Below are 26,626 nucleotides of genomic sequence, written 5' to 3'. Positions count from 1 at the left end.
GCCTCGAACCTCGTCCGCAAGGCCGACCGCCTGAACCGCTCCGACACCACTGTCTCGGCCAAACAAAGCTTCAAGGCGCCGATGACCATCCGCACAGGGGATCGCGAGGCCATCAAGGTCCGTCAGTTCGTGCGCGTGGCGACCAACCTGTCGCTCACCGCCGGCACCTACGCGACCGATATCCCGCCCTTCAATCCCCTGCGATTGTTCGCCGAGGACAAGGAGATGCGCGTCGCGGAGGCGGCGCCCGAGGTGCCGGACGCCGACGTCTCGATGATCAAGCGGGAGCTTGCCCCCCTCACGGTCGAGATCAACGCACCCGGTCTGACCGATGACGACGTACTGGCGCTGCTGGAGGAGGAGCGCCGGGTCTTTGCCGAAGCCGGACGTCGGACCACCGTGCCGATCCCCGCCCAGCAGATGCTGTCACGGACCCTGCGGCAGCCGGAGGCGCTGGGCCAGGCCCTCGGTTATGCGGGCATCGCCGACGCCCCATTCAGCACCATCGAAGTGCGCGTGGTTCCGGAGAACGTCACCAACCTGCCGAAGACCGAGCAAGGCGGTTCGAGCCCCCTGGTCGAAGAGCGCGATGTGGTTCTCAAGAAGGGCGAGACCCTCGAGACGGCTTTGCGCTCCTACGGCGCCAATCCGGAGCAGATCGCCGACATCACGACCGCCCTGTCAGCCCGGATCAGGGTTTCGGGCCTCGGCGAAGGGCAGCATATGCGCATTCTGATCGCGCCCGGGCCTCGTCTCGGAGATCCGCGCCAGATCGTGCGGGTCCTGGTGCTCGGAGAACGGGGTATCGAAGGGATTGCCGCCACCAACGACCGCGGCGTATTCGTCTCGGTGACGCCCATCAACGACGAGGTGGCGGGGGGCGACGCGGTACCCACCGAGGAGGAGGACGAGGAAGGCCGGGGCGGCGTCAAGCTCTATGACAGCCTTTATGAGACCGCTCTCAAGAACGACCTGCCGCGACAGACGGTCGAGGATCTGGTTCGCATCTTCGGCTATGACGTCGATTTTCAGCGCCGGGTCTCGTCCGGCGACACGTTCGAGATTTTCTACGGCGCCGACGACGACAATGCCCCACCGGAGATCCTGTTCGCGTCGCTCACGGTCAACGGGGAGCCGCGCCGGGTCTATCGCTACCAGGGCGATGACGGAGCGGTCGATTTCTTCGACGAAGGCGGCCGCTCGCTCAAGAAGTTCCTGCTCCGCAAGCCCATTTCGGACGGCATCCTCCGTTCCGGCTTCGGATCGCGCTACCATCCGATCCTGGGCTATACGCGGCCCCATACGGGTGTCGACTGGGCCAACCGCATTGGAACGCCGATCGTCGCGGCGGGCAACGGCACGGTCATCAAGGCCGAATGGGATTCCGGATACGGACGGCGGATCGAAGTTCAGCATACCAACGGCTACGTGACGGCCTATTCCCACATGTCGAGTTTCGGCAAGGGTGTGTCGCCGGGTGTCCGCGTGAAGCAAGGGCAGGTGATCGGCTATGTGGGCAATACGGGCCTGTCGACGGGCCCCCACCTGCATTATGAAGTCATCATCAATGGCAGCTTCGTCGACCCGCTCAAGATCCGCCTGCCGCGTGGGCGCGAGCTGGAAGGCCGCGGTCTGGCCGAATTCAAGCGTCAGCGCGAGCAGGTCGACGAACTGATGACCCACGCCAATGCCTCGGCGAGCCTGTCCCAACGGGCCGAGATTCGTTGAGATCTCATGATCGATCTCCTCACGATCGTCCTGCCGATCTTCGGCCTGATCGCCATCGGATACGTCGCGCGGCGGGGGAACTTTATTTCCGAACGCGCAGGCGAGGGTCTGTCGGAATTCGTCTTCAAGCTGTCCCTGCCCTGCCTGATCTTCAGGACCCTCGTCCATGCGGAAATCCCGGCGGTCCAGCCGTGGGGCTACTGGATTTCCTATTTTGTCGGGGTCGCGGTCGTGTGGGCGCTGGCGACAATCCTGGGGCGGCGTTTCTTTGGTCTGACCGGAATTTCGCAGGTCGTCGCCGGCTTTTCGGCCGGGCAGGCCAACACGGTTTTCGTCGGCATTCCGATGATCCTGAAAGCCTACGGGGAAGCCGGCGCGGTGCCGCTGTTTCTGCTGATCGCCGTGCACCTGCCGGTGACGATGACCCTAGCGACCGTGCTTGCCGAAGGCCGCCAGGCGTCCCCGCTTCTCATTCTCCGGCGTCTCGTCACCCATCCCATCGTGGTTGCCATCATCGCCGGATCCGCCTGTAGGCCGTTTTCGGCCGCGATACCGTCCCCATTCTGGCAGGTCGTCGAATTGCTCGGGAGCGCGGCCGTTCCCTGCGCCCTCATCTCCATGGGGATCGCACTACAGCGCTACGGCATTGCGATGGGCTGGAAGCTGCCGCTTCTCATCTCGATCCTCAAACTCATCATTCACCCGCTGATCGTGCTGCTTCTCGCCCGCTACGTCTTCGAGATGCCACCGGTCTGGGCCGGTGTTGCCGTATTGTTTGCGTCCTGCCCCTCGGGCATCAACGCGTATCTGTTCGCGGAGCGCTATGGCGAGGGCGTGGCGCTGGCCTCAAGTTCCGTCTGCCTCTCGACCATGCTGGCGCTCGGCTCGACGCTGCTGTGGCTCGCCGTCCTCGGCGTGGGCTAGGTCCGGTTAAATCCGAGGCTGCGGCGAACCTCCGCCGGCGATATTCCCTGCTCCCTCAGCTCCCGCAGCGTCTTGGAAAACCGGCTCTTTGCCAGCTTGTCGCCCTGCTCGTCGCGGATGAGCGCATGGTGGTGATAAAGGGGCGTCGGCAGCGCCAGCAATGCTTGAAGGAGGACGTGCAGGTCGGTCGCCGCTTCCAGATCCTGCCCGCGCACCACGTGGGTGATCTCCTGCACGGCGTCATCCACGACGACCGAGAGATGATAGCTGGTGGGGATTTCGCGCCGAACCACGACGGCATCGCCCCAGCGCGCGGGAGCGATCGGCTGCAAGGTTGCCTCACCCTCCAGATCAATCCGCGTATAGGCGAGGGCGCCCGGCGCGGCGAGCAATGCCGCCGCCATATCGATCCGCCAGGTGTGAGGTTCCGATCGTCCAAGCCTCATTGCCACCTCCCCGGCAGGACGATGCCTGCAGGTGCCCGGATAGAGCGGCGCGCCATCCGGATCGCGCCGCCACTGCGTTCCCGTCTTGGTTTCCCGCAGGCGAACAGCGTCGGCCAAATCCTTTCGGGAGCAGAAGCACGGATAGACAAAGCCCTTCCGGCGCAATCCACCAAAGGCCGCGTGATAATTGTCGAAATGCTCGGACTGCCGGCGGACAGGTTGTTCCCAGCGAAGGCCGAGCCAGGTCAGATCCTCGGCGATCGCCGCCACGAATTCCTCGCGGCAGCGGGTGACGTCGATATCCTCGATCCGCAGCAGCAGGCGTCCGCTCAAGCGCTCGGCGAGTTTGGCATTGAGCAACGCCGAATAAGCGTGCCCGAGATGCAGATATCCGTTGGGGCTTGGGGCGAATCGAAAAACCGGAATCGTCAAGGCAGCCTGCGGTGGAACGAGAGCTCTTGAAGCCACCCTCGACGAATCCGGCGACGTTCTCAAGAGAGCGCTGCCGGACTGCTTGACGGCTCTGGGCCCGTGGGGCGAGGTGATGCCCGAACAATCAGGGATTTTCCATGTCCGCTATCGATGGCCCGCGCGTTCCACCCAAATCCGGCAAGGCGAAACAGCTTGTCGTGTTCCTGCACGGTCTCGGTGCCGATGGCGGCGATCTGATCGAATTGGCCCAGCATTGGCGCGACTGGCTGCCGGACGCGGCCTTCGTTGCCCCACACGCTCCGGACCCGTGCGACGGCGCGCCGATGGGTCGGCAATGGTTTCCCCTGACGCTGCGCGATCCTGCGGAATTCTGGCGCGGGGTGACCTATGCGGCGCCACTCCTCGACGCATTTCTCGACCAGGAACTGGCGCGACATGGCCTCGGGCCGTCGCACCTTGCGCTCGTGGGGTTCAGCCAGGGAACCATGATGGCACTGCATGTGGGCTTGCGGCGCCCGGCGCCGGTCGCCGGCATCGTCGGGTATTCGGGGCTCGTCGTCCTGGAAAACGGCAAGGGGCCGGAGAGCCTCAAAGCGCAGGCTCGCTCGACGCCGCCGATCCTTCTGACCCATGGCGATCGCGACGACGTCCTGCCGGTGGAGATGTTCTTCTACTCGAAGGAAGCGCTCGCGACGGCCGGGATTCCCTGTCAATGGCACCTCTCGGCCGGCCTCTCCCACGGCATCGACGAGGAATCGCTGCGGCAGGGCGGCCTGTTCCTGATGCAGGTCTTCGGCCAGCCCTATCCCGCGTCTAGGCCCGGGTCGTTTTGAGCGCCGCCTGCGCCCCGAACCGCAGCATCCCGGCGTCGCTCGCAACCGAAATCAGATGAAAGCCGCGACCGTAGAGTTGCGCCGCCCGCTCGCCGGAGGCCGCGAAGACGCCCGCCACCTTGCCGGCGGCGCGGGTGCGCGCGACCGCATGATCGAGCGCATCCTCGACCGCGCTGCTGGTCGGGTTCAGTTCACGCCCCTGCGACAACCCTAGGGACAGATCCGCCGGGCCGATGAAGATGCCGTCGATGCCCGGCACGGCCAGGATATCGTCGATGATGGCGAGCGCCTCGCGCGTCTCGACCATCGCGAGCGCGACGGTGAGTCGGTTGCCCGACCGGAAATAGTCGGCCGGTTCCAGCCCGGTCACCGAAAGCGCGCCGTGCGGCCCCCAGCTGCGCTGGCCAAGCGGCGGATATTTCATGAAGCCGGCAAAGAGCCGGGCATCCTCCACCGTATTGACCATCGGCGCGATCACGCCGCTGGCGCCGGCATCGAGGAGCCGGGAGGCCGTGGCGAACTCGCCGACCGGGATGCGGACGATGGCCGGCTTCGATGCCGCCGCGATCAGCGGGATCGCCCGCACGGCCGTGCTGAAATCGATCGGGCTGTGCTGCATATCCAGCACGATCGTATCGAAGGATTCGCGAGCAAGGAGGGCAGGAACGCTCGGATCGGGCAGGCCGCACCAGGCAGCAAGCGCCGGAGAACCGGAATTGAGCCGGTCCAGGAGTGTCGGAGAGCTAGGCATCTGGTTTCCTTGGAGGTGAGCGAGCCGCAGGCCGTGTCCAGCATGGTCTCGAAAGCCAATGCGGTTTTCGAGACCAACCGGCGAACCAGACGCTGGCGATGTTCAGGTGAGCGACGACAGGGTTTTCTAGCGACCCGCCTGAATTTCTTCGACCGCCTGCTGCATGCGCGCGTTCAGGGCGTCCGCAAGCTCCATTGCGTCAACCGTTTTGCCGGCAGCCGTGAGGTCGGCCTGCACCTTGCGTAGGACGTCCGCATCCCCCGCCTCCTCGAAATCGGCGAGGACGACGCTCTTGGCATAGGCATCGGCGTCAGTGCCGCTCTTGCCCAGCTGCTCGGCCGCCCAGAGGCCGAAAAGCTTGTTGCGGCGAGCCGTCGCCTTGAACCGAAGTTCCTCGTCGTGGGCGAACTTCTTCTCGAAGGCATCCTTACGCTCGTCGAAACCGGACATGGGCACTTCCTTTCAGAGTTATCTAACGGCGATATAAAGGCCTCGGAGCGCAATCGCCAGAGGCCGGCACCTGTGAAAATTCTCTTCCGCTCCGGGGACGGTCGGTTTGGTCGCCTGCGTCGCTGTTGCTGCGTTGTACTTGGGAGTGGGATCGGATAGGTTGCGCGCGAGCCGGGGACGACCGCAATCGTGCCCGCGCCAGCTGCGGATCCCACCACCTCCAGGAGCCACAGCAATGGATTTCCTCAAACCACGGTACACGCCTATGAATCGTCGCCGCCGCATTTATGAGGGCAAGGCGAAGGTCCTCTATGAAGGTCCCGAGCCAGGAACGCTCATCCAGCACTTCAAGGATGATGCGACCGCCTTCAATGCCAAGAAGCATGAAGTGATCGACGGCAAGGGCGTGCTCAACAATCGGATTTCGGAGTACATTTTCCAGAATCTGAACGATATCGGTGTCCCGACGCACTTCATTCGCCGGCTCAACATGCGCGAGCAGTTGATCCGCGAGGTGGAGATCATTCCACTCGAGGTCGTCGTGCGGAATGTCGCGGCCGGCTCCCTGTCCACGCGTCTCGGCATCGACGAAGGGACGCAGCTTCCCCGCTCGATCATCGAATTCTATTACAAGAACGACGCGCTCAATGACCCGATGGTGTCGGAAGAGCACATCACGGCCTTCGGCTGGGCGACCCCGCAGGAGATCGACGACATCATGGCGCTCGCCATCCGGGTCAATGACTTCCTGTCGGGCATCTTCCTCGGCGTCGGCATCCGCCTGGTCGACTTCAAGATGGAGACCGGTCGCCTGTATGAAGGCGACATGATGCGGATCGTCGTCGCCGACGAAATCTCCCCCGACTCGTGCCGTCTCTGGGACATCAAGTCCAAGGACAAGCTCGACAAGGACCGCTTCCGCCGCGACATGGGTGGCCTCGTCGAGGCCTATTCGGAGGTGGCACGCCGCCTCGGCATCATGTCGGAAAACGAGAAGCCCGCCATGGGCGGCCCGCGCCTCGTGCAGTGATCGCAAGGCGGCCCCGACTGACGAACCAATGCCCGGCTTTTCGCCGGGCATTGTCATTTGGACTGCTGATCGTCGCCCTCTCGGCCTGCGGCTACATCCCGCGGCCGGTCGAGGGCGTGCCGCCGGGTGCGCCATGGGAGGCCCTGCCTCTGCGGAAGTGGCTGGCCGAAGAGCGCGCCGAACCACAGGCCCTCGCCTTCTGCGCGCCGCCGGAATGCGGGCCGGGGCTGGTGGTGAGCGTCATCGACCTGAAGGGACGCGATGCCGAGATTTCGGAATCGCTGCTGAGGGATCCCGACCGCCTCGCGCGAGCAATGCGGTCGTCTGCCGGGCATACCGGCAAGGTCCGGACCCTGGCCTCGGCTACTCCCATCCGGGAGGGCGCGTCCCGCGGCTTTACCATCAGCCTCGCCCCCTCCGACGGCAGGAAGGCGCCAGCCTACGGGGCGACGCTCGGGCGGCGATCCGGGGACGCCCTGAAACTCGTCCTCGTCATCGGCGACGACGAAGCGTCCGTCCTTGCTACGGTGCGACAGGTCGCCGAGCGTGAATTGGCCCCTTGAGGCGTTGTGTCTTGGGCCCAATCCCGTTAAGGCGTTGGCGATCAGACAACAGCCCGAGGATTCCATGAAAGCCCGTGTCACCGTGACCCTCAAAAACGGCGTTCTCGATCCACAGGGCAAGGCCATCGAAGGCGCACTGAAGTCCCTCGGAGTCGAGGGCATCGATGGCGTCCGGCAGGGGAAAGTCTTCGATATCGAGCTGGGCACCGCCGACAAGATGGAGGCGGAGAGCGCGCTGAAAGCCGCCTGCGAGAAGCTGCTGGCGAATACCGTGATCGAAAACTATAACGTTTCGATTACGGGCGGCGATTGAGACTGCCCTGACAAACGGGGCTCCTCATGCGCATTTTTCTGTCCTGCCTGCTGCTCGGCCTTCTCACCGCCTGCCAAACCACTCGAGTCTCACCCCCCAACGTTGTTGCTGCGACGCATTTTCCTGCCGACGGTTGGACCTCGCAGACCCGCAATGGCGACGGCGGATCAGTCACCATTTTTGCGTGTTCTGAGGCGCGGTGCGGAAAAGACGTGTTGGTCGCCATCTCGCAGAAGACCTTGCGGCAGGCAGGTCCTAGCACCGAGGACCTGCTACGTATGCGAAGCTTCGATGACGCAATGTTGAAGGAGTTGCTCACTCTCTCGATCAAAGGCCGATCTGGAAGCGATGTCGCCGCCATCGGAAACGTTCGAAAGATGAACGGCGATCCTGTCGGATTTTTCGTCGACGGAACTGTGACGAGGGACGGGAAGATTTTATCCGTTGCCGCGGAGATGCGGGTAAGAGGCAATCGTCTCGTCACTGCATCGGCGTATGCGGCATCGGCTCAAACTGCGCGCAACAGCCTGAAATTTGTTAACGTCCCGGCACTTTTGAATTAAAGGAGCGACATGAAATCCGCCGTCATCGTTTTCCCCGGTTCGAATCGCGAAGGCGATGTCATGCGGGCGCTCGCGCAGGCGGGGTCGCAGGTCGAGAAGGTCTGGCATGCCGAAACCCAATTGCCTTCCGGCACCGACCTCGTCGTGCTGCCGGGCGGCTTTTCTTACGGTGATTATCTGCGCTGCGGTGCCATTGCCGGGCGCGCGACCGTGATGGATGCGGTGCGAGCCCACGCGGCGCGCGGCGGCCTGGTCCTTGGCATCTGCAACGGCTTTCAGATCCTGTGCGAATCCGGCCTGCTGCCGGGCATCCTGATGCGCAATGCCAACCTCAAGTTCATCTGCCACCGCCAGTTTCTCCGGGTCGAGCGCAACGACACCGCTTTTACGAAGCGTTATGCCAAGGGCCAGGCGATCGATGTCTGCGTCGCCCATGGCGAGGGCAATTACACCGCGGATGCGGACACCCTGCGCCGCCTCGAAGGCGATGGGCTGGTGGCTTTCCGCTATAGCGACGCCCGCGGCGACGTGACGGACGATGCCAATCGCAACGGCTCGATGAATTCGATCGCGGGCATCTATTCCGAAAAGCTCAACGTGCTCGGCATGATGCCCCATCCCGAAAACCTGATCGAAGACCTTGTCGGTGGAACCGACGGCCGGGGCCTCTTTGAGAGTCTTGTGTCATCTGCCGGGCGCGCCGCCTGAATTTAACGCCTGTTCTTCCGTGGGCGGTCCTTCGCTCGCCGAAGCCTTTTCAAATCGCGAGAGCCTGATGAACCGCAACGACGTCGCCATCACCCCGGAGCTGGTCAAGGAGCACGGGCTGACGCCTGACGAATACAAGCGCTTCGTCGACCTGATCGGCCGCACGCCGACCCTGACCGAGCTCGGCATCGTCTCGGCCATGTGGAACGAGCATTGCTCCTACAAATCCTCGCGCCTGCATCTGCGCGGCCTGCCGACGAAGGCACCGTGGGTGATCCAGGGGCCGGGCGAGAATGCCGGCGTCATCGATATCGGCGACGGGCTCGCCTGCATCTTCAAGATGGAGAGCCACAACCACCCATCCTTCATCGAACCTTATCAGGGCGCGACGACCGGCGTCGGCGGCATCCTGCGCGACGTCTTCACCATGGGTGCGCGGCCCATCGCCTGCCTGAACTTCCTGCGCTTCGGCGAGCCGGACCATCCCAAGACGCCGCATCTGCTCGCGGGCGTAGTCGCGGGAATCGGTGGCTACGGCAATTCCTTCGGCGTCCCGACGGTCGGCGGCAGCGTGGGCTTCCATCCGCGCTACAACGGCAACATTCTGGTCAACGCCATGGCGGTCGGCCTCGCCCGCACCGACGAGATCTTCTATGCGGCGGCGACCGGCATCGGGAACCCGATCGTCTATCTCGGATCCAAGACCGGCCGCGACGGCATCCACGGCGCCACCATGGCGTCAGCCGAGTTCGACGACGCCTCAGACGAGAAGCGCCCGACCGTGCAGGTCGGCGACCCCTTCGCCGAGAAGCTGCTGCTGGAAGCTTGCCTCGAACTCATGAAATCCGGCGCCGTCATCGCCATCCAGGATATGGGCGCGGCCGGCCTCACCTCTTCGGCGGTCGAGATGGGCGCGAAGGGCAACCTCGGCGTCGAACTCGACCTCGACAAGGTCCCATGCCGCGAAGAGGGCATGAGCGCCTACGAAATGATGTTGTCGGAGAGCCAGGAGCGCATGCTCATGGTGCTGAAACCCGGCATGGAGAAGGAGGCCGAGGCCATCTTCGTCAAATGGGGCCTCGATTTCGCGATCATCGGCCGGACCACCGACACCTTGCGCTTCGTGATCAAGCACCACGGCGACGTGATGGCGGATCTGCCGATCAAGGAAATGGGCGACGAGGCCCCGCTCTACGATCGGCCCCATGTTCCGACCCCGCCAAAACCGGTGATTGCGCCCGAGAGCGTCGTCGCCCCCCTCTCCGACACGGACGCGCTCCTGAAGCTCGTCGGCTCGCCGGACCAGAGTTCGCGCCGCTGGGTGTGGGAGCAATACGACCACCTGATCCTCGGCAACACCGTGCAGGTACCGGGCGGGGACGCCGCCATCGTGCGCGTCGAGAACGGTCCGAAGGGCCTGGCGCTGACCACCGACGTCACCCCGCGCTATTGCGAGGCCGATCCGGTCGAGGGCGGCAAGCAGGCGGTCGCGGAAGCGTGGCGCAATATCACCGCGGTGGGCGGATTGCCGCTCGCCATCACCGACAACCTGAATTTCGGCAGCCCCGCACGCCCGGAGGTGATGGGCCAGTTCGTCGGATGCCTGCGCGGCATCGGCGAGGCCTGCCGCGTGCTCGATTTCCCGGTCGTGTCGGGCAATGTCTCGCTCTACAACGAGACCAACGGCCAGGGCATCCTGCCAACCCCGGCCATCGGCGGAGTCGGTGTCCTCGACGACGTGACGGTCCATGCCTCCGTGGCGTTCAAGCGCGATGGCGACGCCCTCATCCTGATCGGCGAAACGGAAGGCTGGCTCGGGCAGTCGATCTACCTGGCCGAGATCTGCGGCCGCGAAGAAGGCGCTCCGCCACCCGTCGACCTGGCGCAGGAGCGGCGCAACGGCGATTTCGTGCGGCAGCTCATCCGCTCGGGACAGGTCGACACGGTCCACGATTGCTCCGATGGCGGCCTCGCGCTCACCCTCGCCGAGATGGCGATGGCGGGCGGGACCGGCGCCTCCCTCACGGCGGAACCCGCCGACCTGCCACGACACGCCTTCCTGTTCGGTGAGGACCAGGGACGCTATGTGCTGGCGGTGAAGCAGGACGTAGCCGCGGACATTCTCTATGAGGCCACCGCCATCGGCGTTCCGGCCGCGTTGCTCGGCGTCACGGGCGGGGCGTCGTTGATTCTGCCGGGCGCGCAGGCCATATCGGTCGCAACCCTGAAGGCTGCTCACGAATCGTGGCTGCCCGATTACATGGCCGGCAAGGCCTGAGGATCCACATCCATGCCTATGGACGCGCGCGACATCGAGACCCTGATCAAGGCCGCCATCCCTGACGCGACGGTGGAGATCAAGGATCTGGCCGGCGACGGGGATCACTACGCGGCGACCGTGACTTCGGCGGCGTTCAAGGGAAAATCCCGCGTTCAGCAGCACCAGATGGTGTACGCAGCGCTGCAAGGCCGCATGGGTGGCGCGCTGCACGCCCTTGCGCTCACCACCGTCGCACCCGACAATTAAAAGGACCCGGCGCCTTGAACGCCGGCAAATCAGGAGAATTCCATGACCGATGCCCGTCAGGCGATCGAGAACGAGGTGAAGTCCAACGACGTGGTGCTTTTCATGAAGGGCACGCCGCAATTCCCCATGTGTGGGTTTTCCGGCCAGGTTGTGCAGATCCTTGGCTATCTGGGCGTTCCCTACAAGGGCATCAACGTCCTCGATGACGAGGGCATCCGCCAGGGCATCAAGGATTATTCGAGCTGGCCGACGATCCCCCAGCTCTACGTCAAGGGCGAGTTCGTCGGCGGCTGCGATATCACGCGCGAGATGTTCCAGGCCGGCGAATTGCAGCAGCTCTTCGTCGACAAAGGCATCGAGGTCAAGCAGACGGCCTGACGCGAGCGTCCGGACCGGTTTTCAGGGCGGGGCAAGGCTCCGCCTTTTTTCGTGCGAGGGCGACCTGATGTCCCGCGACATAAGTCGCGATTTCCAGCGGCCCCGATTGTCGGCAAAATGCCTCGTCCGGAAATTGAGCAACGCCGCACGAAAATTATGATGCGGCACCCGGACGGGGGTCTTTGCCATGATCGACGAGACGACGAATGTCATCGCGCTGAAGCGGCGCGCGCCTTCCATCGGCGAAACCGCTCCCCGGACCATCCTCGAGCGGATCTATACGGCAGGCTCCCTCGCGTTGCCGGCCGACGACACCGCCACCAAGATGGCGGCTCTCATGCTGCAGGCCTTTGGTTTCATCGTCATCGACGAGATCCTCGCGGACGGCACGCCCCGCCGACTGGCGAAGGGCAAGGCCCGAAGCGCGATGGATCGCCCGTGGCGCCTCGCCAAAGCGGCATTCTCGGGAGAGATCGGCGTGCCGGATGGTGCCGGCATCACCAGGTCCCAGCTCCGCTAGGGCATGATGCCCTAGCTTATTGAAATCGATCACGTCTTATGCCTTTGAACGGTGCCGTCCAATGGCATCGTGATCTAGGGCTTCGCGAGCGCGCTGCGGACGAAGGCCAGGGCCTCGGGAGAGGCCCATTCGGCGGGTCCCTTCAAAAGCGCGATCTCACAGCCTGCCGCATCGACCAGCAGGGTCGTCGGCAAGCCGACCGCGTGGCCGGATTTCTGCAGGACCTGCAGGAGCTTGCCGGTCGGGTCGGCATAATAGGCAAGGTTGTGAATGCCGTTCTCTTGCAGCCAGGCCTTGGGCTTCTCGGCATTGCGTGTGTCTACGTTGATTGCGACCACCTCGAAGGCCGGTCCGCCGAATTCGGTCTGCACCTTGTCCAGAGCCGGCATTTCCTCCCGGCAGGGCACGCACCACGTCGCCCACAGGTTGACCAGAACCGCCTTGCCTTTGAAATCGGACAAGGTCCGCGGCTGCCCATCGGGGCCGGTGAAACTGATCGCCGGCGGAGGCTTGGGGGCGTTGCTGACGGCAAGAGCCGCCACTTCGCCCGTCGCCAAGGGCTTCAGCCGGTCGACCATTGCCGCAGAGGCACGGCACTCGCCGCTAGCGGCGCCGGAGGAGCCTCGCATCTGCAGGGCGTACCAGCCAGCGCCTCCCACCAGGGCGAGCAAGGCGGACAATTGAACGAAGCGGGAGCTTGAGAGGTTCGACATGGGCGGGGTGTGCCGTGTTTTCTGCGCTACCTCAAGCGTTCAAAGGACGCGCCCTCGCCATTCCCCATCACAATCCGGTGGGGTTGCAAGCGGCTCGTGCCACTCGCGTCAAGGAGCGTCAATGACCGTCGGGTTGCCTCTCGCATCGGCGCGCGGATGTCGTTATGGTGCGGCCAAGTTTCGGAGCATCTAATGTCGTCCAGCCTCGCGTTTTCCCGTGCCCTCCTGGTGGCGGGCATCGTTCTTCTCGGCCTTTCCGCCTGCGGTCGTCGCGGCGCTCTCGAGCCGCCGCCCGATCCGAACGCCGCGCCGGCTCAGCAGGCAGCGGACGGCACGAGTGCGTCGCAGGGCGCGTTGCCGTCCCCGGTCGGTACGCCGCGCAAGACGAGCAACCGTCCGATCACCATTCCGAAGACGCGCTTCATTCTCGATCCGATTCTCTAGGTTTCGCCATGCACCACTTTGCTTATCGCAACGGCGTCCTGCACGCCGAAGATGTTGACCTGCGCCAGATCGCGAGCGAGGTCGGCACGCCGTTCTATTGCTATTCCTCGGCGACGCTGGAGCGGCACTACCGCGTCTTCGCCGAAGCATTCGCGGATCGCGACACCCTGGTTTGCTACGCCATGAAGGCGAATTCCAACCAGGCGGTCTTGCGGACGCTGGGCGAACTCGGCGCCGGGATGGACATCGTGTCCGAGGGTGAACTTCGCAGGGCGCTCGCTGCAGGCGTGCCCGGCCAGCGCATCGTCTTCTCGGGCGTCGGAAAGACGAAGCGCGAAATGTCGTTTGCGCTCGACAGCGGCATCCTGTGTTTCAATGTGGAATCCGAGCAGGAGCTGGAAGCCCTCTCCGAAGTCGCGGTTTCAAAAGGGATGTGCGCGCCCATTTCGATCCGCATCAACCCCGACGTGGATGCGAAGACGCATAAGAAAATCTCCACCGGCAAGTCCGAGAACAAGTTCGGCATTCCCATCGCCCGGGCCCGCGACGTCTATGCGTTCGCCGCTAAGCTGCCGGGTATCGAGGTGACGGGCGTCGATATGCATATCGGAAGCCAGATCATCGATCTGGAGCCTTTCGACAATGCCAGCGCGCTGCTGGCCGAATTGGCCCGCGATCTGATGGCCGACGGCCACAAGCTCCGTCACATCGATCTCGGCGGCGGGTTGGGCATCCCCTACCGCGAGGACAACGAGCCGCCGCCCGATCCGCAGGCCTACGCCGCCATCATCAAGCGCCACACGAACGATCTCGGTCTCAAGCTGGTCTTCGAGATGGGCCGCCTCATTGCGGGCAATGCGGGAATTCTTGTGACGCAGGTCATCTACGTGAAGGAGGGAGCCGACAAGTCCTTCGTGATCGTCGATGCGGCCATGAACGACCTGATCCGACCGACGCTTTACGACGCCTTCCATGATATCAAGCCGGTCATCGAGGCAGGTCCGAATACGGGCCGCCTGGTTGCCGATGTGGTCGGCCCGGTCTGCGAGACCGGCGATTACCTCGCCCTGTCACGCGACATGCCGGCGCTGAAGGCGGGCGATCTGATCGCCATCATGACGACGGGCGCCTATGGGGCCGTGACGGCGAATACCTATAACACCCGCCTGCTGGTTCCGGAGGTGCTGGTCAAGAATGCAGGTCACGCGGTGATCCGTCCGCGCCAAAGCTACGACGATCTCATCGGCCTCGACCGGCTGCCCGGCTGGCTCTCCTGAGGCTCTCAAGCTGCGGTATTCGTCCGCAGGAGGGCCTGCTCATCGTCATTTTGTGAACGCGTTTCGTTTCCATCATGGCGGAGTTGCCCAATTCGCCGCTGGTCATGACCTAACGCCATGATAGCTTCCGGTGGGGGCTTCGATGCGCGCGAGGAGACGGACGGCATGAGCGAAGGCCCGGGCACGTTGCCCGCTTCAAGCCAGATTGCGTCCCGTTTCGGGGAACTGATGGTGCGTGCCCGCACGGCGCTGACCTGGGAGCAGGCTTGGCCGCGCGCGTGGCTCCCCGTCGGAATCGTCCTCGTTTTTCTGACCGCCTCCTGGTTCGGATTGTGGCTCGATATGGGCCCCGTGGGACGGATGATCGGTCTCGGCCTGTTTGCTGCCGTCTTCGCGGCCTCGTTCTGGCCGCTGATCCGGTTTCGCCGGCCGACCCGCTCAGAGGTTCTGGGGCGCATCGATCGTGATACCGGCCTGAGCCATTCGCCAGCCCATACGCTCGTCGACACCCTGACCATCGGTTCCGCCGACCCTGGCACACGTGCCCTCTGGGCGCTCCATCGACGCCGGGCGGAGGACGCCATCCGGCATATGAGGGTTGCGCCGCCCCGGCCCGACATGCCCAAGCGGGATTTCTATGCCCTGCGAGCGGTCGCGCTTTTGGCGTTCGTGGCGAGCGCATTCGTGGCCGGTCCCGAAATGGGACCCCGTCTCTCCTCCGCCTTCGACTGGCGGATGCCGGCCGGGCCCGGTCCGGCGTTCCGGATCGACGGCTGGGTCGACCCGCCGCTCTACACGAGAGCGCCGCCCGTCATGATCGACCTCGCCAAGAGCCAGACGCTGCGCATGCCGGTCCGATCCACGGTGGTGATCCGCATCGCCGGTGAGGGCACGGCCGAAATCACGGCGGGCGCCGGCCTCGCACCCCTGCCGCCCAAAGCGGGCCAGCGCGCCGATCTGCGCGAGGAGCGCTTTACGCTGGAAGCCAATTCCGAGATCAGCCTCAAGACCGGGTTCGCGAGCGGCGCGCGCCTGACCTTCGAGGCGATTCCAGACCGTGCACCCGCAATCGCCTTCACGGGGCCGCCGGAGGTGAACGGCCAGGGCGGCTTCACACTCGTCTACAAAGGGAAGGACGATTACGGCATCGCTTCGACCGACGGTCTGGTCGAGCGATCCGGCAATGTCACCGGGCGCAGCCTGGTGCCCGCGCCTGCGCTTTCCCTCGCCATTCCGAACCACGACGAGAATGCGCCGGAGACCCGGGCGCTCGTCGACCTTTCGACCCATCCCTGGGCCGGCGCGAAGGTCAAGATCCAGCTCCGCGTCAAGGATGAGGCGGGCCAGGAGGGATTGAGCGAAACGATCGATTTCACGTTGCCGCAGCGGGCCTTCTCCAACCCGCTGGCGAAAGCCTTGGTGGAGCAACGGCGCGATCTCGTCCTCGCGCCGGATGATCGCAGATGGGTGCAGACCGCCCTCGATGCCCTGCTGATCGAACCCGACAGCTTCACGCCGCAATGGGGCGTGTTCATGGGCCTTCGCCTCGCTGCGGAGCGGCTGCGCCAAGCGCGCAGCGATGAGGCCCTGCTCGAGGTTGCCGAGTGGTTGTGGACCATGGCGGTGCAGATCGAGGACGGCAATCTCTCGGACAGCGAGCAGCAATTGCGCGCCGCGCAGGAGCGCCTGAAGGAGGCGATGGACCGCGGCGCGCCGGATAGCGAGATCAAGCGCCTGACCGACGAGTTGCGGCAGGCCATGGACAGGTTCCTGCGCGAATTCGCCCAGCGGATGCAGGATAACCCCACGACGCAGGACCCCAACCAGCGCGAACCGGACCGCGTCATTTCGCAGAACGATCTCAACCGCATGCTGGAGAAGATGGAAGACGCCATGCGGCGTGGCGACGTGGCGGAGGCACAGCGCCTCCTCGACGAGCTGCGCAACATCCTCGAGAATCTGCAGACCGCCCGGCCCGATGGCCGGATGTCCGATCCGCTCGGCCGCGAGATGCAGCAATCCATGCGCGATCTGGAGGATATGGCACGCGATCAGCAAAACCTGCGAGACGACACCTTCCGCGACGGCCAGAACCGGCGAATGCAGCAGGGCGACCGCAATCGGCAACACCGCCAGCGTGGGCAGCGCGGAGAGCCGGGTGACAACCAGGAGCAGGCGGAGAACGGCGAAGAAGGCGAAGGCCAGCAGGAAGGACAGAGCGGCAAGGGCCTGAGCGAGCGCCAGCAAGCCCTCCGGGAGCGCCTGCGCGAACTTCAGCGCCGCATGCAGGGCCAAGGCATGCAGAACGAGCAGGGCCTTGGCGATGCCGAGGAGGCGATGCGGGAGGCCGAGGGCGCCCTTGGACAAGGTCAGGACGGCGAGGCCGTCGACGCCCAGGGACGAGCTCTCGAAGGGCTTCGCCGCGGCATGCAGGGCATGGCTCAACAAATGCAGCAGATGCAGGAAGGCCAGCAGGGCAACGAGCAGGCGGGCGATCAGCCCGGCGGCCAGGCGAATCCCCAGGGCCGCGAGCAGGCGGGACGAGAGAACAATGATCCGCTCGGCCGCCCGACGCGCTCACGCGACGCCGCGGAAGGAGGACGCCCAATCCCCAGCGTCAACGAATCCCCGGCGCAACGGGCCGGCCGCATTCTCGAGGAATTGCGGCGCAAGCTCGGTGACCCGACGCGGCCTCAGGAAGAGCTGGATTATTTCGACCGCCTCCTGCGCCGCAACTGAAGAGAACCGCCGCGCGCTTGCTTTGAGACGGCGTTCGCTGCATTTTCCGCCCGATTCTTTGACCGATCCAGTTTCGTTTGATCCGAGCCGGGCTTCTCCATCAGCTTTTCGGCGCCGGTATCCGCTTCGCCGACAGTGGAATTCTCCATGAACAGCTTCGCCGACATCCTCGTCCCGGTGGCCGTCCTCGCCGTCGCGATCGTTCTGCTGCTGGGACTTGTCAACATGTTGCGGGGCGGCGACGCAAGCAAGTCGCAACACCTGATGCGATTAAGGGTTTTGCTGCAATTCGTGGCCATCATCGTCATCATGGGGGTGATCTGGTGGCGCGCCGCCTAGATCACGATGCCTTTGGGGGGAATTTTCCAAAGGCATAAGATCGATTCCAATAAGTTGGAGCATGATGTCGTCCGAAGACCGTTGCACATTTCGGCATCATGCTCTCGCCTGCCATATTGACAGCTTGTCGGCGGCGCTCTCTATAAGACGCCATTAGCCATAACCGCTTCGCGGCATGGCCTCATTATCTTTGCTAAGTATTGGAACGACCCCCGTATGCGTGTGGGCACAGTTACAGGTCTGAGCCTTCTGCTCGCCGTCGTGGGCGCCCCTTGCGCCTCCGCGGTGGATTGGAAGAAGCCGGCCAGTCCACAGCGCGGTCTCCTGTCGGAATTCCGCTTCGGCTTTTCGGCCCACGATCCCTGGGGAGCCGAGAGCCGGGGCAACTCGGCCAACCTGACCGGCGAGATCCTGTTCGCGAAACCGTTCACAGCCTCCGACCTCTTCACCAGTTATTTTATTCCCCGGCCGCATGTGGGCGGCAGCCTGAACTTCGATGGCCAGACGAGTTTCGCCTATGCGGGCCTTTCATGGACTGTCGACATCACGCCCTCCCTCTTCGTCGAGGGAAGCATTGGGGGCGCATTCCACGACGGTGACACCAAAACCTCCGCCATGTCTCGGAACCTTGAATCGCTTGGCTGCTCGCCCCTCTTTCGCGAATCCGGTTCGGTCGGCGTCAGGCTCTCGGCAAACTGGAGCGTCATGGCGACACTCGAGCACCTGACGAATGCCGGGGCCTGTTCCGAAAACCGCGGCCTGACGAATGTGGGCGCGCGGGTCGGCTATACGTTCTGATCGCACGCTGGAGAGCCGACATGGTCGTTCTGAACAGGATTTATACCCGGACAGGCGATACCGGCACGACGGCCCTGGCGGCGGGTGGGCGTCGCGCGAAACACGATCTCCGCATCGAGGCCTATGGCACGGTGGATGAAACCAATGCGTGTCTCGGCATGGTCCGTCTGCACACTGCGGGCGACGCGCTCGATGCCGTTCTCAGCCGGATCCAGAACGACCTGTTCGATCTCGGCTCGGATCTGGCGACGGTGGAAACCGGCAAGCCCCTTCCCTATACGCCCTTGCGCATCACGCAGGGTCAGGTCGATCGTCTCGAACGCGAGATCGACGAGATGAACGCGCATCTGTCGACGTTGCGCTCCTTCGTCCTGCCCGGCGGGACGGCAGCCGCCGCCGCGCTCCATCTCGCACGGACGGTTTGCCGCCGTGCCGAGCGGCGGGTGGTCGAACTCTCGGAAAAGCCCGACGAGGTCGTCTCGGTGGAGGCGGTGCGCTACCTCAACCGCCTGTCCGATCTTCTTTTCGTCGCCTCCCGCTACATCAACGACAAAGGTGCTTTGGACGTCCTCTGGGTTCCCGGCCAGAATCGCTGAAGCAGACCATGTTCCTCCCGCTTCACGACGGCGTCCCCCTGAAGAACATGAAGACGCCGTTCGCCACGCGCGGGCTGATGGCGCTCTGCATCTTTTTATACATCCTCACGTTCCATACGCCGATCGGCGCTGACGAAATGGTGGCCGGTTTCGGGCTGATCCCCGCGGTGTTGTTCGGTGCTGAAGTCCTGCCCGAAGGGTTTCCGTTCGTGCCGGTCGAGATGACGCTCGTGACGAACATCTTCCTGCACGGATCGCTTTTCCACCTGATCGGCAACATGCTGTTCCTGTGGGTCTTCGGCGATAATGTCGAGGATGCCATGGGGCATGGCCGCTTTCTTCTGTTTTTTGTCTTGTGCGGAACCGCCGCGAGCCTCCTCCATGCGGTGATCGACCCGGCATCCCACCGCCCCCTGATCGGCGCCTCGGGAGGAGTCTCGGGCGTCGTCGCAGCGTATCTCATCCTGTACCCGCGGGTGCGGATCTGGGCGTTGTTCCTGAACGGCCTGCCACTTCGCCTGCCGGCCTATTGGGCCATCGGGTTCTGGTTCGTGCTGCAATTCGCGTCCGCGTTCTTCAGCGCCGATGACGGCGTTGGGTGGTTCGCGCATCTCGGTGGGTTCGTCGCCGGCGCCGTGCTCATTCCGTTCATGCGTCATCGCTTCGATCCGCTGCTCGCGCGAATCGAGGCGCACGAGATGCACGCGCCGCGTTGACAATCGCGGTCTGCGATATAGGGTCCCGGCGAACATTTCCCTGCCCGTCCGGATAGGCGGCCACGCGCCATCGGACCTGTATCTTTCGATGAGGACAGCCCTATGAAGCTTCTGGTGTGTGTGAAGCGCGTTGTTGATTTCAACGTGAAGGTCCGAGTGAAGGGTGATGGCTCGGGGATCGAGCTTGCGAACGTGAAGATGTCGATGAACCCCTTCGACGAGATTGCCGTCGAGGAAGCCATCCGGCTGAAGGAACAGGGCAAGGCGAGCGAAGTCGTGGCGGTGTCGATCGGCCCGCAACAGGCGGGCGAGACGATCCGGACCGCTCTCGCCATGGGCGCGGATCGCGGCATTCTGGTGAAAACCGATGCGGTGGTTGAACCGCTCGCCGTCGCCAAGCTCCTGCAAAAGGTAGTCGAGCAGGAGAAGCCCGATCTGGTCATTCTCGGCAAGCAGGCGATCGATGACGACGCCAACCAGACCGGTCAGATGCTGGCGGCCCTGCTGGGCTGGCCGCAGGGGACCTTCGCGTTCCGGGTGACCCCCGGCGACGGTGGAATCGACGTCACCCGCGAGGTCGATGGCGGGTTGCAGACGGTGGCCCTGAAGCTGCCGGCGGTCGTCACGACGGACCTGCGCCTGAACGAGCCGCGCTATGCGAGTCTGCCCAACATCATGAAGGCAAAGAAGAAGCCGCTTGACGAAACGTCGCCCGAGGCCCTGGGCGTCGACATCGCGTCCCGTCTCAAGGTGATCAAGACCACGGAGCCGGGCGGCCGCAAGGCCGGGGTGAAGGTCGGCTCGGTGGCCGAACTGGTCCAGAAGCTGAAGACCGAAGCCGGCGTGCTCTAAGGTAGGAAAGAGACAGATGACCACATTGCTGATCGCCGAGCACGACAACGCTCACCTCAAGGACGCGACCCACAAGGCACTCTCGGCCGCCAAGGCTCTGGGTGGACCGGTCCATGTGCTGGTGGCGGGCGCGAACGCCAAGGCGGCCGCCGAGGCTGCGGCGAAGCTCGACGGCGTCGAGAAGGTTCTGCTCGCCGAGGCCCCGGCATACGAGCATCAGCTCGCCGAGCCGGTCGCGGCGCTGATCGTTTCGCTGGCAGGCGCCTATGACGCCATCGTGGCGGCGGCCACCACCACGGGCAAGAACGTGCTGCCCCGAGTGGCGGCTCTCCTCGATGTGATGCAGGTGTCGGACATCACCAAGGTGGTTTCACCCGACACCTTCGAGCGTCCGATCTATGCCGGCAATGCCATCCAGACGGTGCAGGCAACCGATTCCAAGAAGGTCATCACCGTGCGCATCTCGGCCTTCCCGGCAGCGCCCGAGGGCGGCAATGCGGCGATCGAAACGGTGGCGGCAGCGGCCGATCCGCTTCTCTCCACCTTCAAGGGCGAGGAGATCGCCGAGAGCGACCGGCCCGAGCTGACCTCGGCGAAGATCATCATCTCGGGCGGCCGTTCGCTCGGCTCGGCCGAGAACTTCGCCAAGTACATCGAGCCGATCGCCGACAAGCTCGGAGCCGCCATGGGCGCCAGCCGCGCTGCGGTCGATGCCGGCTATGCCCCCAACGACTGGCAGGTCGGCCAGACCGGCAAGGTGGTGGCGCCGCAACTCTATATCGCGGTCGGCATCTCGGGCGCCATCCAGCACCTCGCCGGCATGAAGGATTCCAAGGTAATCGTTGCCATCAACAAGGACGAGGAGGCGCCGATCTTCCAGGTCGCCGATTACGGCCTCGTCGGCGATCTCTTCACGATCCTGCCACAGCTGCAAGAAGAGTTGACCAAAGCAGGGTAATCGGGTCAGGAATGTGTATGCCCCGCGCGGCGTTGCCGCCCGGGCCCCTTTTCATGGCGAGACGTCTGAGGCGACAGGCAAGATGAGTATCGAGATCAAAACAGTCGGAGTGATCGGCGCTGGCCAGATGGGCAGCGGCATCGCTCACGTCTGCTCGCTCGCGGGTTTTGATGTTCGGCTCCACGACCTCTCGGAAGAGCGCATCAATGCCGGCCTCGCCACGATCACCGGCAACATGGCACGCCAGGTCTCGAAGGAAGCGATCACCGACGCCGAGCGCAAAGCCGCACTCGCGCGCATCACGCCCGCGCCCACCTATGACGATCTGGCGGTTTGCGACATCGTGATCGAGGCGGCGACCGAGAACGAAGAGGTGAAGCGCAAGATCTTCACGGCGCTTTGTCCGTCCCTCCGTCCGGACACGATGATCGCCACCAACACCTCGTCGATTTCGATCACGCGGCTCGCGGCATCGACCGATCGGCCCGAGCGCTTCATTGGCATCCACTTCATGAACCCGGTCCCGGTCATGCAGCTCGTGGAGCTGATCCGCGGCATCGCCACCGAAGACCCGACCTATGAATCCGCCAAGGAGTTCATCGGCAAACTCGGCAAGACGACGACGGTCTCGGAGGATTTTCCGGCCTTCATCGTCAACCGCATTCTGCTGCCGATGATCAACGAGGCCATCTACACGCTCTATGAGGGCGTCGGCTCGGTCGAGGCCATCGACACAGCCATGCGGCTGGGCGCCAACCATCCCATGGGCCCACTGCAGCTCGCAGATTTCATCGGCCTCGATACCTGCCTGTCGGTGATGCAGGTTCTGCACGAGGGTCTGGCCGATTCGAAATACCGCCCCTGCCCGCTTCTGGTGAAATATGTCGAAGCCGGCTGGCTCGGTCGCAAGGCCAAGCGCGGGTTCTACGATTATCGCGGTGAGAAACCGGTTCCGACGCGGTGAGCGAGGGGCGCAAACCCGCCGTCATTCTTCGCGCCGCCGACATTGCGGCTCAGCCGACCGTCTTCAGCCATCCCTACAATCCCCGGTCCGAGTTGGGCGGCGCTCCCTTGAGCCGCCTTGCCGGCCTGGCGCGTGCGCCGGTGAGCCTCGGTCGCATCCAGCCCGGGAAGGAATCCTTCGTCCTGCATGCCCATCATTTCGAGGAGGAGTGGCTCTATATCCTCGAGGGGCAGGCGACGCTGATCTCCGGAGAGGAGGAGCATATCGTCGGCCCCGGCGATTTCATCGCGTTTGGAACGCCGTCCCTTCCCCATCACCTGCGCAACGACAGTGCCGGCGAACTCGTCTATCTGATGGGCGGCGAGAACCGTGACGTGGATATCATCGATTTCCCCCAGCAGGGCAAAATCGGCGTGAAATCGCCGGAGGGCTTTATCGTCTTCGATGCTGCAAATAAAAAGAACTGGGGTGAGCTGTAGGTCTGCATGCTGATCTCAGGCGGGCGCCGCTTCCCGGCCATCAAGCTGGCAATACGCCCACGCTCTTGGCAGAATACCCGCATCTCGCTGGGGCATCTCATGGTCAAACAAGGACTCCGCCGCATGGCAGTTGCGGCTCTGCTCGCGCTTTCGGCTTTCGGCGCTCAGCAGGTTTACGCGCAAGGATCCCCCGCGCCCGATCCGTTCTGGAACGTCCCGGACATCGGTTCCCTGCCTGACGACGATCACGGACGGCTCGTGCGTCGCGGACGCGACCTCATCACCGCCACTTATGCCCATATCGGCCCGCTCGTACCGGATGCGACCAAACGTTATGCGGGCAACAATCTGGCGTGCCGCAACTGCCATCTCGACGCCGGCACGAAAAAATTCGGCAATCCCTTGTGGGGATTGCTGGACCAGTTTCCGCAATACGATTCCGAAAGCGGCCAACCGATCACCATCGAGCAGCGGCTCAATGCCTGCATGACGCGGAGCATGAACGGCAAGCCGCTGCCCATCGAGTCGCAAGAAATGCGCGCAATGGTGGCCTATGTCGGGTTTCTGTCGCTCGGAGTGAAGCCGGGCGAGAAACTGACCGGTTATGGGGCCGGTCAGATGGCCGAACTGGACCGTGCGGCCGATCCTGTGCGCGGCAACGGCATCTTCAAGCAGAACTGCGCCATCTGCCACGGGACCGACGGCGCGGGCCTGCGCCGCTCTCTGCCAACGACCGATCTCGGCTACATGGTGCCGCCGCTCTGGGGGCCGGACAGTTTCAACAACAGCGCGGGCATGAACCGCCTCGTCACGCTGGCGAATTTCGCGCACGACAACATGCCGAACGGCACCAGTTATGTGATGCCGCGTCTCTCCGTCGAGGATGCGTGGGACGTTGCGGCCTTCGTGATCTCGCAGCCGCGGCCGATCAAGGCGGATCTCGACAAGGATTACCCCGATCTCCTGCAAAAGCCGGCCGACACGCCCTACGGCCCCTATGCCGACGGGTTCAGCCTGGCGCAGCATGTCTACGGTCCGTTCAAGCCGATCCGGGACGAGATCGCGCGGCTCAAGGCGGCCGGTGCGGTGCCGGGCAAACGGGCGCCGTAGATCAGCCCGGGCCATCAAGCCTAGATGAAGCGGCCGAACAGATCCGCGAAGTAGTACGGCCCCAGCGTCCACAGGCCCGCCCAGAGCGCTCCGCCCAGGCCGTTGGCGGCCACGAAATGCGTCCAAGGCATCCCCACGGAGCCCGCGACCAATCCGTTGAGCTGCCGGAGCACCACCACGAACCGCGCCGTCAGCACCATCAGGAAGCCCCTGCGGCGCGCAAGCGATTCCACCTGTGCCAGACGCTCCGGCGTCAGCTTCACCAGCGAACCGTACCGTTCGAGCAGCCGCCTGCCGCCGATATGCCCGATCAGGTATCCGGTGCTGTCCCCCAGCACGCCGCCCAGGAAAGCCGCCAGAAACACGTGTCCAAGATCGAGATCGCCCCGTGTGGCGAGCAACGAGGCCGCAATGAGGGCGCTCTCGCCGGGCAGGGGCACTCCGAACGACTCGAAGTAGATCACGACGAACAGCGCCAACGCACCGTAGACCATGATGAGGTGTTCGACGTCTGCGGCGGCCTGGTGAAAGAAGCTCATCTGGAATCAAACCGCCGCAGAACCGGGGAATCGGAGATATTTGACCGAAATCCCATGGCGACGGCTCGCTGGCGAGGAATTTCTGTCCTTCGCCAGCTTTCTTGTGGGTGCGTCACAGAGTTGCCTCAGGTCCGCTTCACAACAGCGTCACAATTCCTGTAGTCTTAATCCCTACGGGGTGCTGCTCTTCTGACCGAGGAGATACGGTGACGATACACGTCCAACCTGTTGTGCGACCGGAGGCCTGCCCGGCCCTCGTCCTCAATGCCGATTACCGGCCGTTGAGCTACTACCCCTTGTCTATCTGGTGTTGGCAGGATGCGATCAAGGCGGTCTTCCTCGACCGCGTCAACATCGTCTCCCAATATGACAAGACGGTCCGAAGTCCGTCCTTCGAAATCCGCCTGCCTTCGGTGATTTCCCTCAAGACCTACGTCAAGCCCTCTCGGCACCCGGCCTTCACCCGCTTCAACGTCTTCCTGCGCGATCGGTTTACCTGCCAATATTGCGGCACTCGCGAGGACCTGACCTTCGATCACGTCATTCCCCGCTCAAAGGGCGGACAGACCACCTGGGAGAACGTGGTCGCGGCCTGCGCACCCTGCAACCTGCGGAAGGGCGACCGCCTCCCCAGCCACGTGGAGATGTGGCCCCGCCAGAACCCGTTCGCACCGACGCTGCAGGATCTTCATTCCAACGGCCGCCTCTTCCCGCCGAATTACCTGCACGACAGCTGGCTCGACTATCTCTACTGGGACAGCGAACTGGAGCCGTAAGTATCAGCCGCGGCGCGCGGCGCTCCATGCCAGGCCGGCAATTCCAAGCGAGATCAGCACGTTCCAGCCTGCGAGCGAAAGGCCGAGAAAACGCCATGCCGCCTCCGTGCAGCTGACGACGCGGATGGAATTGAGCTGGCTCATGAGATCGCCGACATTGCCGGGACCGGTGCTGACATTGCCGCCGCAATCGCTCGGGCCGAGCCATAGGCCCCATTCGACACCGGCGTGGTAAGCCCCAAGGGCCGCGCTGGCGACGAAGAGCAGCACCATCAGATAAAGCCCCGCACGCGTCCATTGGCGCGGCAGCAGGGCGCCCGCCAAGGCCAACGGAATGCCGAGATAATACGGATAGCGCTGCTGCAGACAGAGCTTGCAGGGTTGATAACCCCATACATGCTGGAACAGGAGCGCGCCGCCGACGGTGGCCGCCGCAACAAGAGCGATGGTCAGGGAGGCTTGCCGGAGATTGAGGGGGAATCGCATCGGCACGTCCTCAGAACAAATAGCGGAAAGCCACGAAGCCGCCGACGATGGCGGTAATGGCGCCGGCCGCCACCACGTTGAAATTCCGATCAATGATGCCCTTGATGGCCGACCCGTACCGGCTCATCAGCACTGCCACGAGGAAGAAACGGGCGCCGCGGGTGAGAACCGACAGGAGGATGAACCAGCCGAGGGGGTAGCCCGCAAAGCCCGATGTGATCGTCACCAGCTTGTAGGGGATCGGCGTCAAGCCTTTCAGAAGTATGATCCAGTGTCCGTATTCGCCATAGGAATGCCGAAACGCCTCGGCCCCGTCCGCCAGCCCATAGACCTGAAACAGCCAGGCTCCGACCGAGTCGTAGAGGAGATATCCGATCAGGTAGCCCAGAACGCCGCCCACAACCGACGCGACGGTGCAGATGAGCGCGTAGGACCAGGCACGATCAGGCCGCGCCAGCATCATGGGCACCAGCATCACGTCCGGCGGGACCGGAAAGAAAGAGCTTTCGGCAAACGAGACAAGCGCCAGCGCATAAGGCGCGGAGGGTTTTGCCGCCAGCGACAGGGTCCAATCGTAAAGGCGTCTCAGCATGGCATCCCTGAAGCTATCGGGCGAACTGGAGATCAGTTCAGTCCCAACGGAGCCTGAACCGGGGCGGATGACGCGCAGATCA

General features: G+C 64.0%; 32 protein-coding genes (1 of these 32 cut by a window edge). 25 read left to right on the top strand and 7 right to left on the bottom strand.

Annotation, left to right across the window (positions count from 1 at the left end; all coding sequences use genetic code 11):
• Positions 1–1,728, top strand: the 3' portion of a protein-coding gene (locus FEZ63_RS03580; RefSeq protein ID WP_150942255.1) for a M23 family metallopeptidase. The gene continues 300 nt to the left of window position 1, outside the view; 1,728 of the gene's 2,028 nt are visible here — the last part of the coding sequence; its start codon lies beyond the left edge, outside the window; the stop codon is at positions 1,726–1,728.
• 6 nt (positions 1,729–1,734) lie between these two features.
• Complete coding sequence (locus FEZ63_RS03575) at positions 1,735–2,652, top strand: AEC family transporter (RefSeq protein ID WP_150942254.1); 918 nt, start codon at positions 1,735–1,737, stop codon at positions 2,650–2,652.
• On the opposite strand, the gene gluQRS is transcribed toward FEZ63_RS03575, so the two are convergent.
• Positions 2,649–3,530, bottom strand: coding sequence for a tRNA glutamyl-Q(34) synthetase GluQRS (gluQRS, locus tag FEZ63_RS03570; RefSeq protein ID WP_150942253.1), 882 nt, complete (start codon positions 3,528–3,530; stop codon positions 2,649–2,651). The genes FEZ63_RS03575 and gluQRS overlap by 4 nt on opposite strands.
• A gap of 137 nt (positions 3,531–3,667) precedes the next feature.
• Between gluQRS and FEZ63_RS03565 the strand changes: the two genes are divergently transcribed.
• Positions 3,668–4,363: an alpha/beta hydrolase gene (locus tag FEZ63_RS03565; RefSeq protein ID WP_150942252.1), complete on the top strand. Its 696-nt coding sequence runs from the start codon at positions 3,668–3,670 to the stop codon at positions 4,361–4,363.
• Here FEZ63_RS03565 and FEZ63_RS03560 read toward each other — a convergent pair.
• A complete protein-coding gene (locus FEZ63_RS03560) occupies positions 4,344–5,114 on the bottom strand; it encodes an HpcH/HpaI aldolase family protein (RefSeq protein WP_150942251.1) in 771 nt (256 codons plus the stop codon). The two genes, FEZ63_RS03565 and FEZ63_RS03560, sit on opposite strands and share 20 nt — an antisense overlap.
• 126 nt (positions 5,115–5,240) lie before the next feature.
• Positions 5,241–5,564, bottom strand: coding sequence for a DUF1476 domain-containing protein (locus FEZ63_RS03555; protein WP_150942250.1), 324 nt, complete (start codon positions 5,562–5,564; stop codon positions 5,241–5,243).
• A 235-nt stretch (positions 5,565–5,799) separates the two neighbouring features.
• Between FEZ63_RS03555 and purC the strand changes: the two genes are divergently transcribed.
• From purC to FEZ63_RS03510, 9 genes are all read left to right on the top strand, one after another.
• Positions 5,800–6,594 carry a phosphoribosylaminoimidazolesuccinocarboxamide synthase gene (gene purC, locus FEZ63_RS03550; RefSeq protein ID WP_150942249.1) on the top strand — a complete coding sequence of 265 codons (795 nt, stop codon included), beginning with the start codon at positions 5,800–5,802 and terminating at the stop codon, positions 6,592–6,594.
• Positions 6,595–6,644: 50 nt separating this feature from the next.
• Complete coding sequence (locus FEZ63_RS03545; protein WP_150942248.1) at positions 6,645–7,157, top strand: hypothetical protein; 513 nt, start codon at positions 6,645–6,647, stop codon at positions 7,155–7,157.
• Positions 7,158–7,221: 64 nt separating this feature from the next.
• Positions 7,222–7,470 (top strand): phosphoribosylformylglycinamidine synthase subunit PurS, encoded by a 249-nt coding sequence (purS, locus tag FEZ63_RS03540; RefSeq protein WP_150942247.1) that lies wholly within the window; start codon positions 7,222–7,224, stop codon positions 7,468–7,470.
• Positions 7,471–7,496: 26 nt separating this feature from the next.
• On the top strand, positions 7,497–8,033 hold the full coding sequence (locus FEZ63_RS03535; protein ID WP_150942246.1) for a hypothetical protein: 537 nt from the start codon (positions 7,497–7,499) through the stop codon (positions 8,031–8,033).
• Between the two features lie 9 nt (positions 8,034–8,042).
• A complete protein-coding gene (gene purQ, locus FEZ63_RS03530; RefSeq protein WP_150942245.1) occupies positions 8,043–8,741 on the top strand; it encodes a phosphoribosylformylglycinamidine synthase subunit PurQ in 699 nt (232 codons plus the stop codon).
• 67 nt (positions 8,742–8,808) lie between these two features.
• Positions 8,809–11,019: a phosphoribosylformylglycinamidine synthase subunit PurL gene (gene purL, locus FEZ63_RS03525; protein ID WP_150942244.1), complete on the top strand. Its 2,211-nt coding sequence runs from the start codon at positions 8,809–8,811 to the stop codon at positions 11,017–11,019.
• Positions 11,020–11,031: 12 nt separating this feature from the next.
• Positions 11,032–11,268 (top strand): BolA family protein, encoded by a 237-nt coding sequence (locus FEZ63_RS03520; protein ID WP_150942243.1) that lies wholly within the window; start codon positions 11,032–11,034, stop codon positions 11,266–11,268.
• 42 nt (positions 11,269–11,310) lie between these two features.
• Positions 11,311–11,646, top strand: a complete 336-nt coding sequence (grxD, locus tag FEZ63_RS03515; RefSeq protein WP_150942242.1) for a Grx4 family monothiol glutaredoxin — start codon at positions 11,311–11,313, stop codon at positions 11,644–11,646.
• A gap of 187 nt (positions 11,647–11,833) precedes the next feature.
• Positions 11,834–12,166: a hypothetical protein gene (locus FEZ63_RS03510; RefSeq protein WP_150942241.1), complete on the top strand. Its 333-nt coding sequence runs from the start codon at positions 11,834–11,836 to the stop codon at positions 12,164–12,166.
• Positions 12,167–12,240: 74 nt separating this feature from the next.
• Here FEZ63_RS03510 and tlpA read toward each other — a convergent pair whose 3' ends face one another.
• Complete coding sequence (gene tlpA / locus FEZ63_RS03505; RefSeq protein ID WP_150942240.1) at positions 12,241–12,879, bottom strand: thiol:disulfide interchange protein TlpA; 639 nt, start codon at positions 12,877–12,879, stop codon at positions 12,241–12,243.
• A 192-nt stretch (positions 12,880–13,071) separates the two neighbouring features.
• Between tlpA and lptM the strand changes: the two genes are divergently transcribed.
• From lptM to FEZ63_RS03445, 12 genes are all read left to right on the top strand, one after another.
• On the top strand, positions 13,072–13,323 hold the full coding sequence (gene lptM / locus FEZ63_RS03500) for an LPS translocon maturation chaperone LptM (RefSeq protein WP_150942239.1): 252 nt from the start codon (positions 13,072–13,074) through the stop codon (positions 13,321–13,323).
• Positions 13,324–13,331: 8 nt separating this feature from the next.
• The gene (gene lysA / locus FEZ63_RS03495) at positions 13,332–14,600 is read left to right on the top strand and encodes a diaminopimelate decarboxylase (RefSeq protein ID WP_150942238.1); all 1,269 of its coding nucleotides are present in this window, start codon (positions 13,332–13,334) and stop codon (positions 14,598–14,600) included.
• A 165-nt stretch (positions 14,601–14,765) separates the two neighbouring features.
• The gene (locus tag FEZ63_RS03490) at positions 14,766–17,339 is read left to right on the top strand and encodes a TIGR02302 family protein (protein ID WP_150942237.1); all 2,574 of its coding nucleotides are present in this window, start codon (positions 14,766–14,768) and stop codon (positions 17,337–17,339) included.
• A gap of 147 nt (positions 17,340–17,486) precedes the next feature.
• Complete coding sequence (locus FEZ63_RS03485) at positions 17,487–17,678, top strand: twin transmembrane helix small protein (protein WP_150942236.1); 192 nt, start codon at positions 17,487–17,489, stop codon at positions 17,676–17,678.
• Between the two features lie 216 nt (positions 17,679–17,894).
• Positions 17,895–18,476 (top strand): acyloxyacyl hydrolase, encoded by a 582-nt coding sequence (locus tag FEZ63_RS03480; RefSeq protein ID WP_150942235.1) that lies wholly within the window; start codon positions 17,895–17,897, stop codon positions 18,474–18,476.
• Positions 18,477–18,496: 20 nt separating this feature from the next.
• Positions 18,497–19,072 (top strand): cob(I)yrinic acid a,c-diamide adenosyltransferase, encoded by a 576-nt coding sequence (locus FEZ63_RS03475; protein WP_150942234.1) that lies wholly within the window; start codon positions 18,497–18,499, stop codon positions 19,070–19,072.
• Between the two features lie 8 nt (positions 19,073–19,080).
• Complete coding sequence (locus FEZ63_RS03470) at positions 19,081–19,788, top strand: rhomboid family intramembrane serine protease (RefSeq protein ID WP_150942233.1); 708 nt, start codon at positions 19,081–19,083, stop codon at positions 19,786–19,788.
• 102 nt (positions 19,789–19,890) lie between these two features.
• Positions 19,891–20,640 carry an electron transfer flavoprotein subunit beta/FixA family protein gene (locus FEZ63_RS03465; protein ID WP_150942232.1) on the top strand — a complete coding sequence of 250 codons (750 nt, stop codon included), beginning with the start codon at positions 19,891–19,893 and terminating at the stop codon, positions 20,638–20,640.
• Positions 20,641–20,656: 16 nt separating this feature from the next.
• A complete protein-coding gene (locus tag FEZ63_RS03460) occupies positions 20,657–21,598 on the top strand; it encodes an electron transfer flavoprotein subunit alpha/FixB family protein (protein ID WP_150942231.1) in 942 nt (313 codons plus the stop codon).
• Between the two features lie 82 nt (positions 21,599–21,680).
• On the top strand, positions 21,681–22,562 hold the full coding sequence (locus FEZ63_RS03455) for a 3-hydroxybutyryl-CoA dehydrogenase (RefSeq protein ID WP_150942230.1): 882 nt from the start codon (positions 21,681–21,683) through the stop codon (positions 22,560–22,562).
• The gene (locus FEZ63_RS03450) at positions 22,559–23,041 is read left to right on the top strand and encodes a cupin domain-containing protein (protein WP_150942229.1); all 483 of its coding nucleotides are present in this window, start codon (positions 22,559–22,561) and stop codon (positions 23,039–23,041) included. Before FEZ63_RS03455 ends, FEZ63_RS03450 begins: the two co-directional genes overlap by 4 nt.
• Before the next feature lie 123 nt (positions 23,042–23,164).
• Complete coding sequence (locus FEZ63_RS03445) at positions 23,165–24,151, top strand: c-type cytochrome (RefSeq protein WP_244622610.1); 987 nt, start codon at positions 23,165–23,167, stop codon at positions 24,149–24,151.
• Between the two features lie 20 nt (positions 24,152–24,171).
• Here FEZ63_RS03445 and FEZ63_RS03440 read toward each other — a convergent pair whose 3' ends face one another.
• Positions 24,172–24,690, bottom strand: a complete 519-nt coding sequence (locus FEZ63_RS03440; RefSeq protein WP_150942227.1) for a DedA family protein — start codon at positions 24,688–24,690, stop codon at positions 24,172–24,174.
• A 206-nt stretch (positions 24,691–24,896) separates the two neighbouring features.
• Here FEZ63_RS03440 and FEZ63_RS03435 point away from each other — a divergent pair, with 206 nt between their 5' ends.
• Positions 24,897–25,466 carry an HNH endonuclease gene (locus FEZ63_RS03435; RefSeq protein WP_162419657.1) on the top strand — a complete coding sequence of 190 codons (570 nt, stop codon included), beginning with the start codon at positions 24,897–24,899 and terminating at the stop codon, positions 25,464–25,466.
• Between the two features lie 3 nt (positions 25,467–25,469).
• Here FEZ63_RS03435 and FEZ63_RS03430 read toward each other — a convergent pair whose 3' ends face one another.
• Positions 25,470–25,952 carry a disulfide bond formation protein B gene (locus FEZ63_RS03430; protein ID WP_150942226.1) on the bottom strand — a complete coding sequence of 161 codons (483 nt, stop codon included), beginning with the start codon at positions 25,950–25,952 and terminating at the stop codon, positions 25,470–25,472.
• Between the two features lie 10 nt (positions 25,953–25,962).
• Positions 25,963–26,544, bottom strand: coding sequence for a YqaA family protein (locus tag FEZ63_RS03425; RefSeq protein ID WP_150942225.1), 582 nt, complete (start codon positions 26,542–26,544; stop codon positions 25,963–25,965).
• Positions 26,545–26,626 lie beyond the last annotated feature (82 nt).

It is taken from the genome of Microvirga brassicacearum, assembly GCF_008757455.1.
Lineage (GTDB): Bacteria > Pseudomonadota > Alphaproteobacteria > Rhizobiales > Beijerinckiaceae > Microvirga > Microvirga brassicacearum.
The sequence above is the reverse complement of the archived record's forward strand: the minus strand, read 5'-3'. Positions and strand labels throughout refer to the sequence as shown.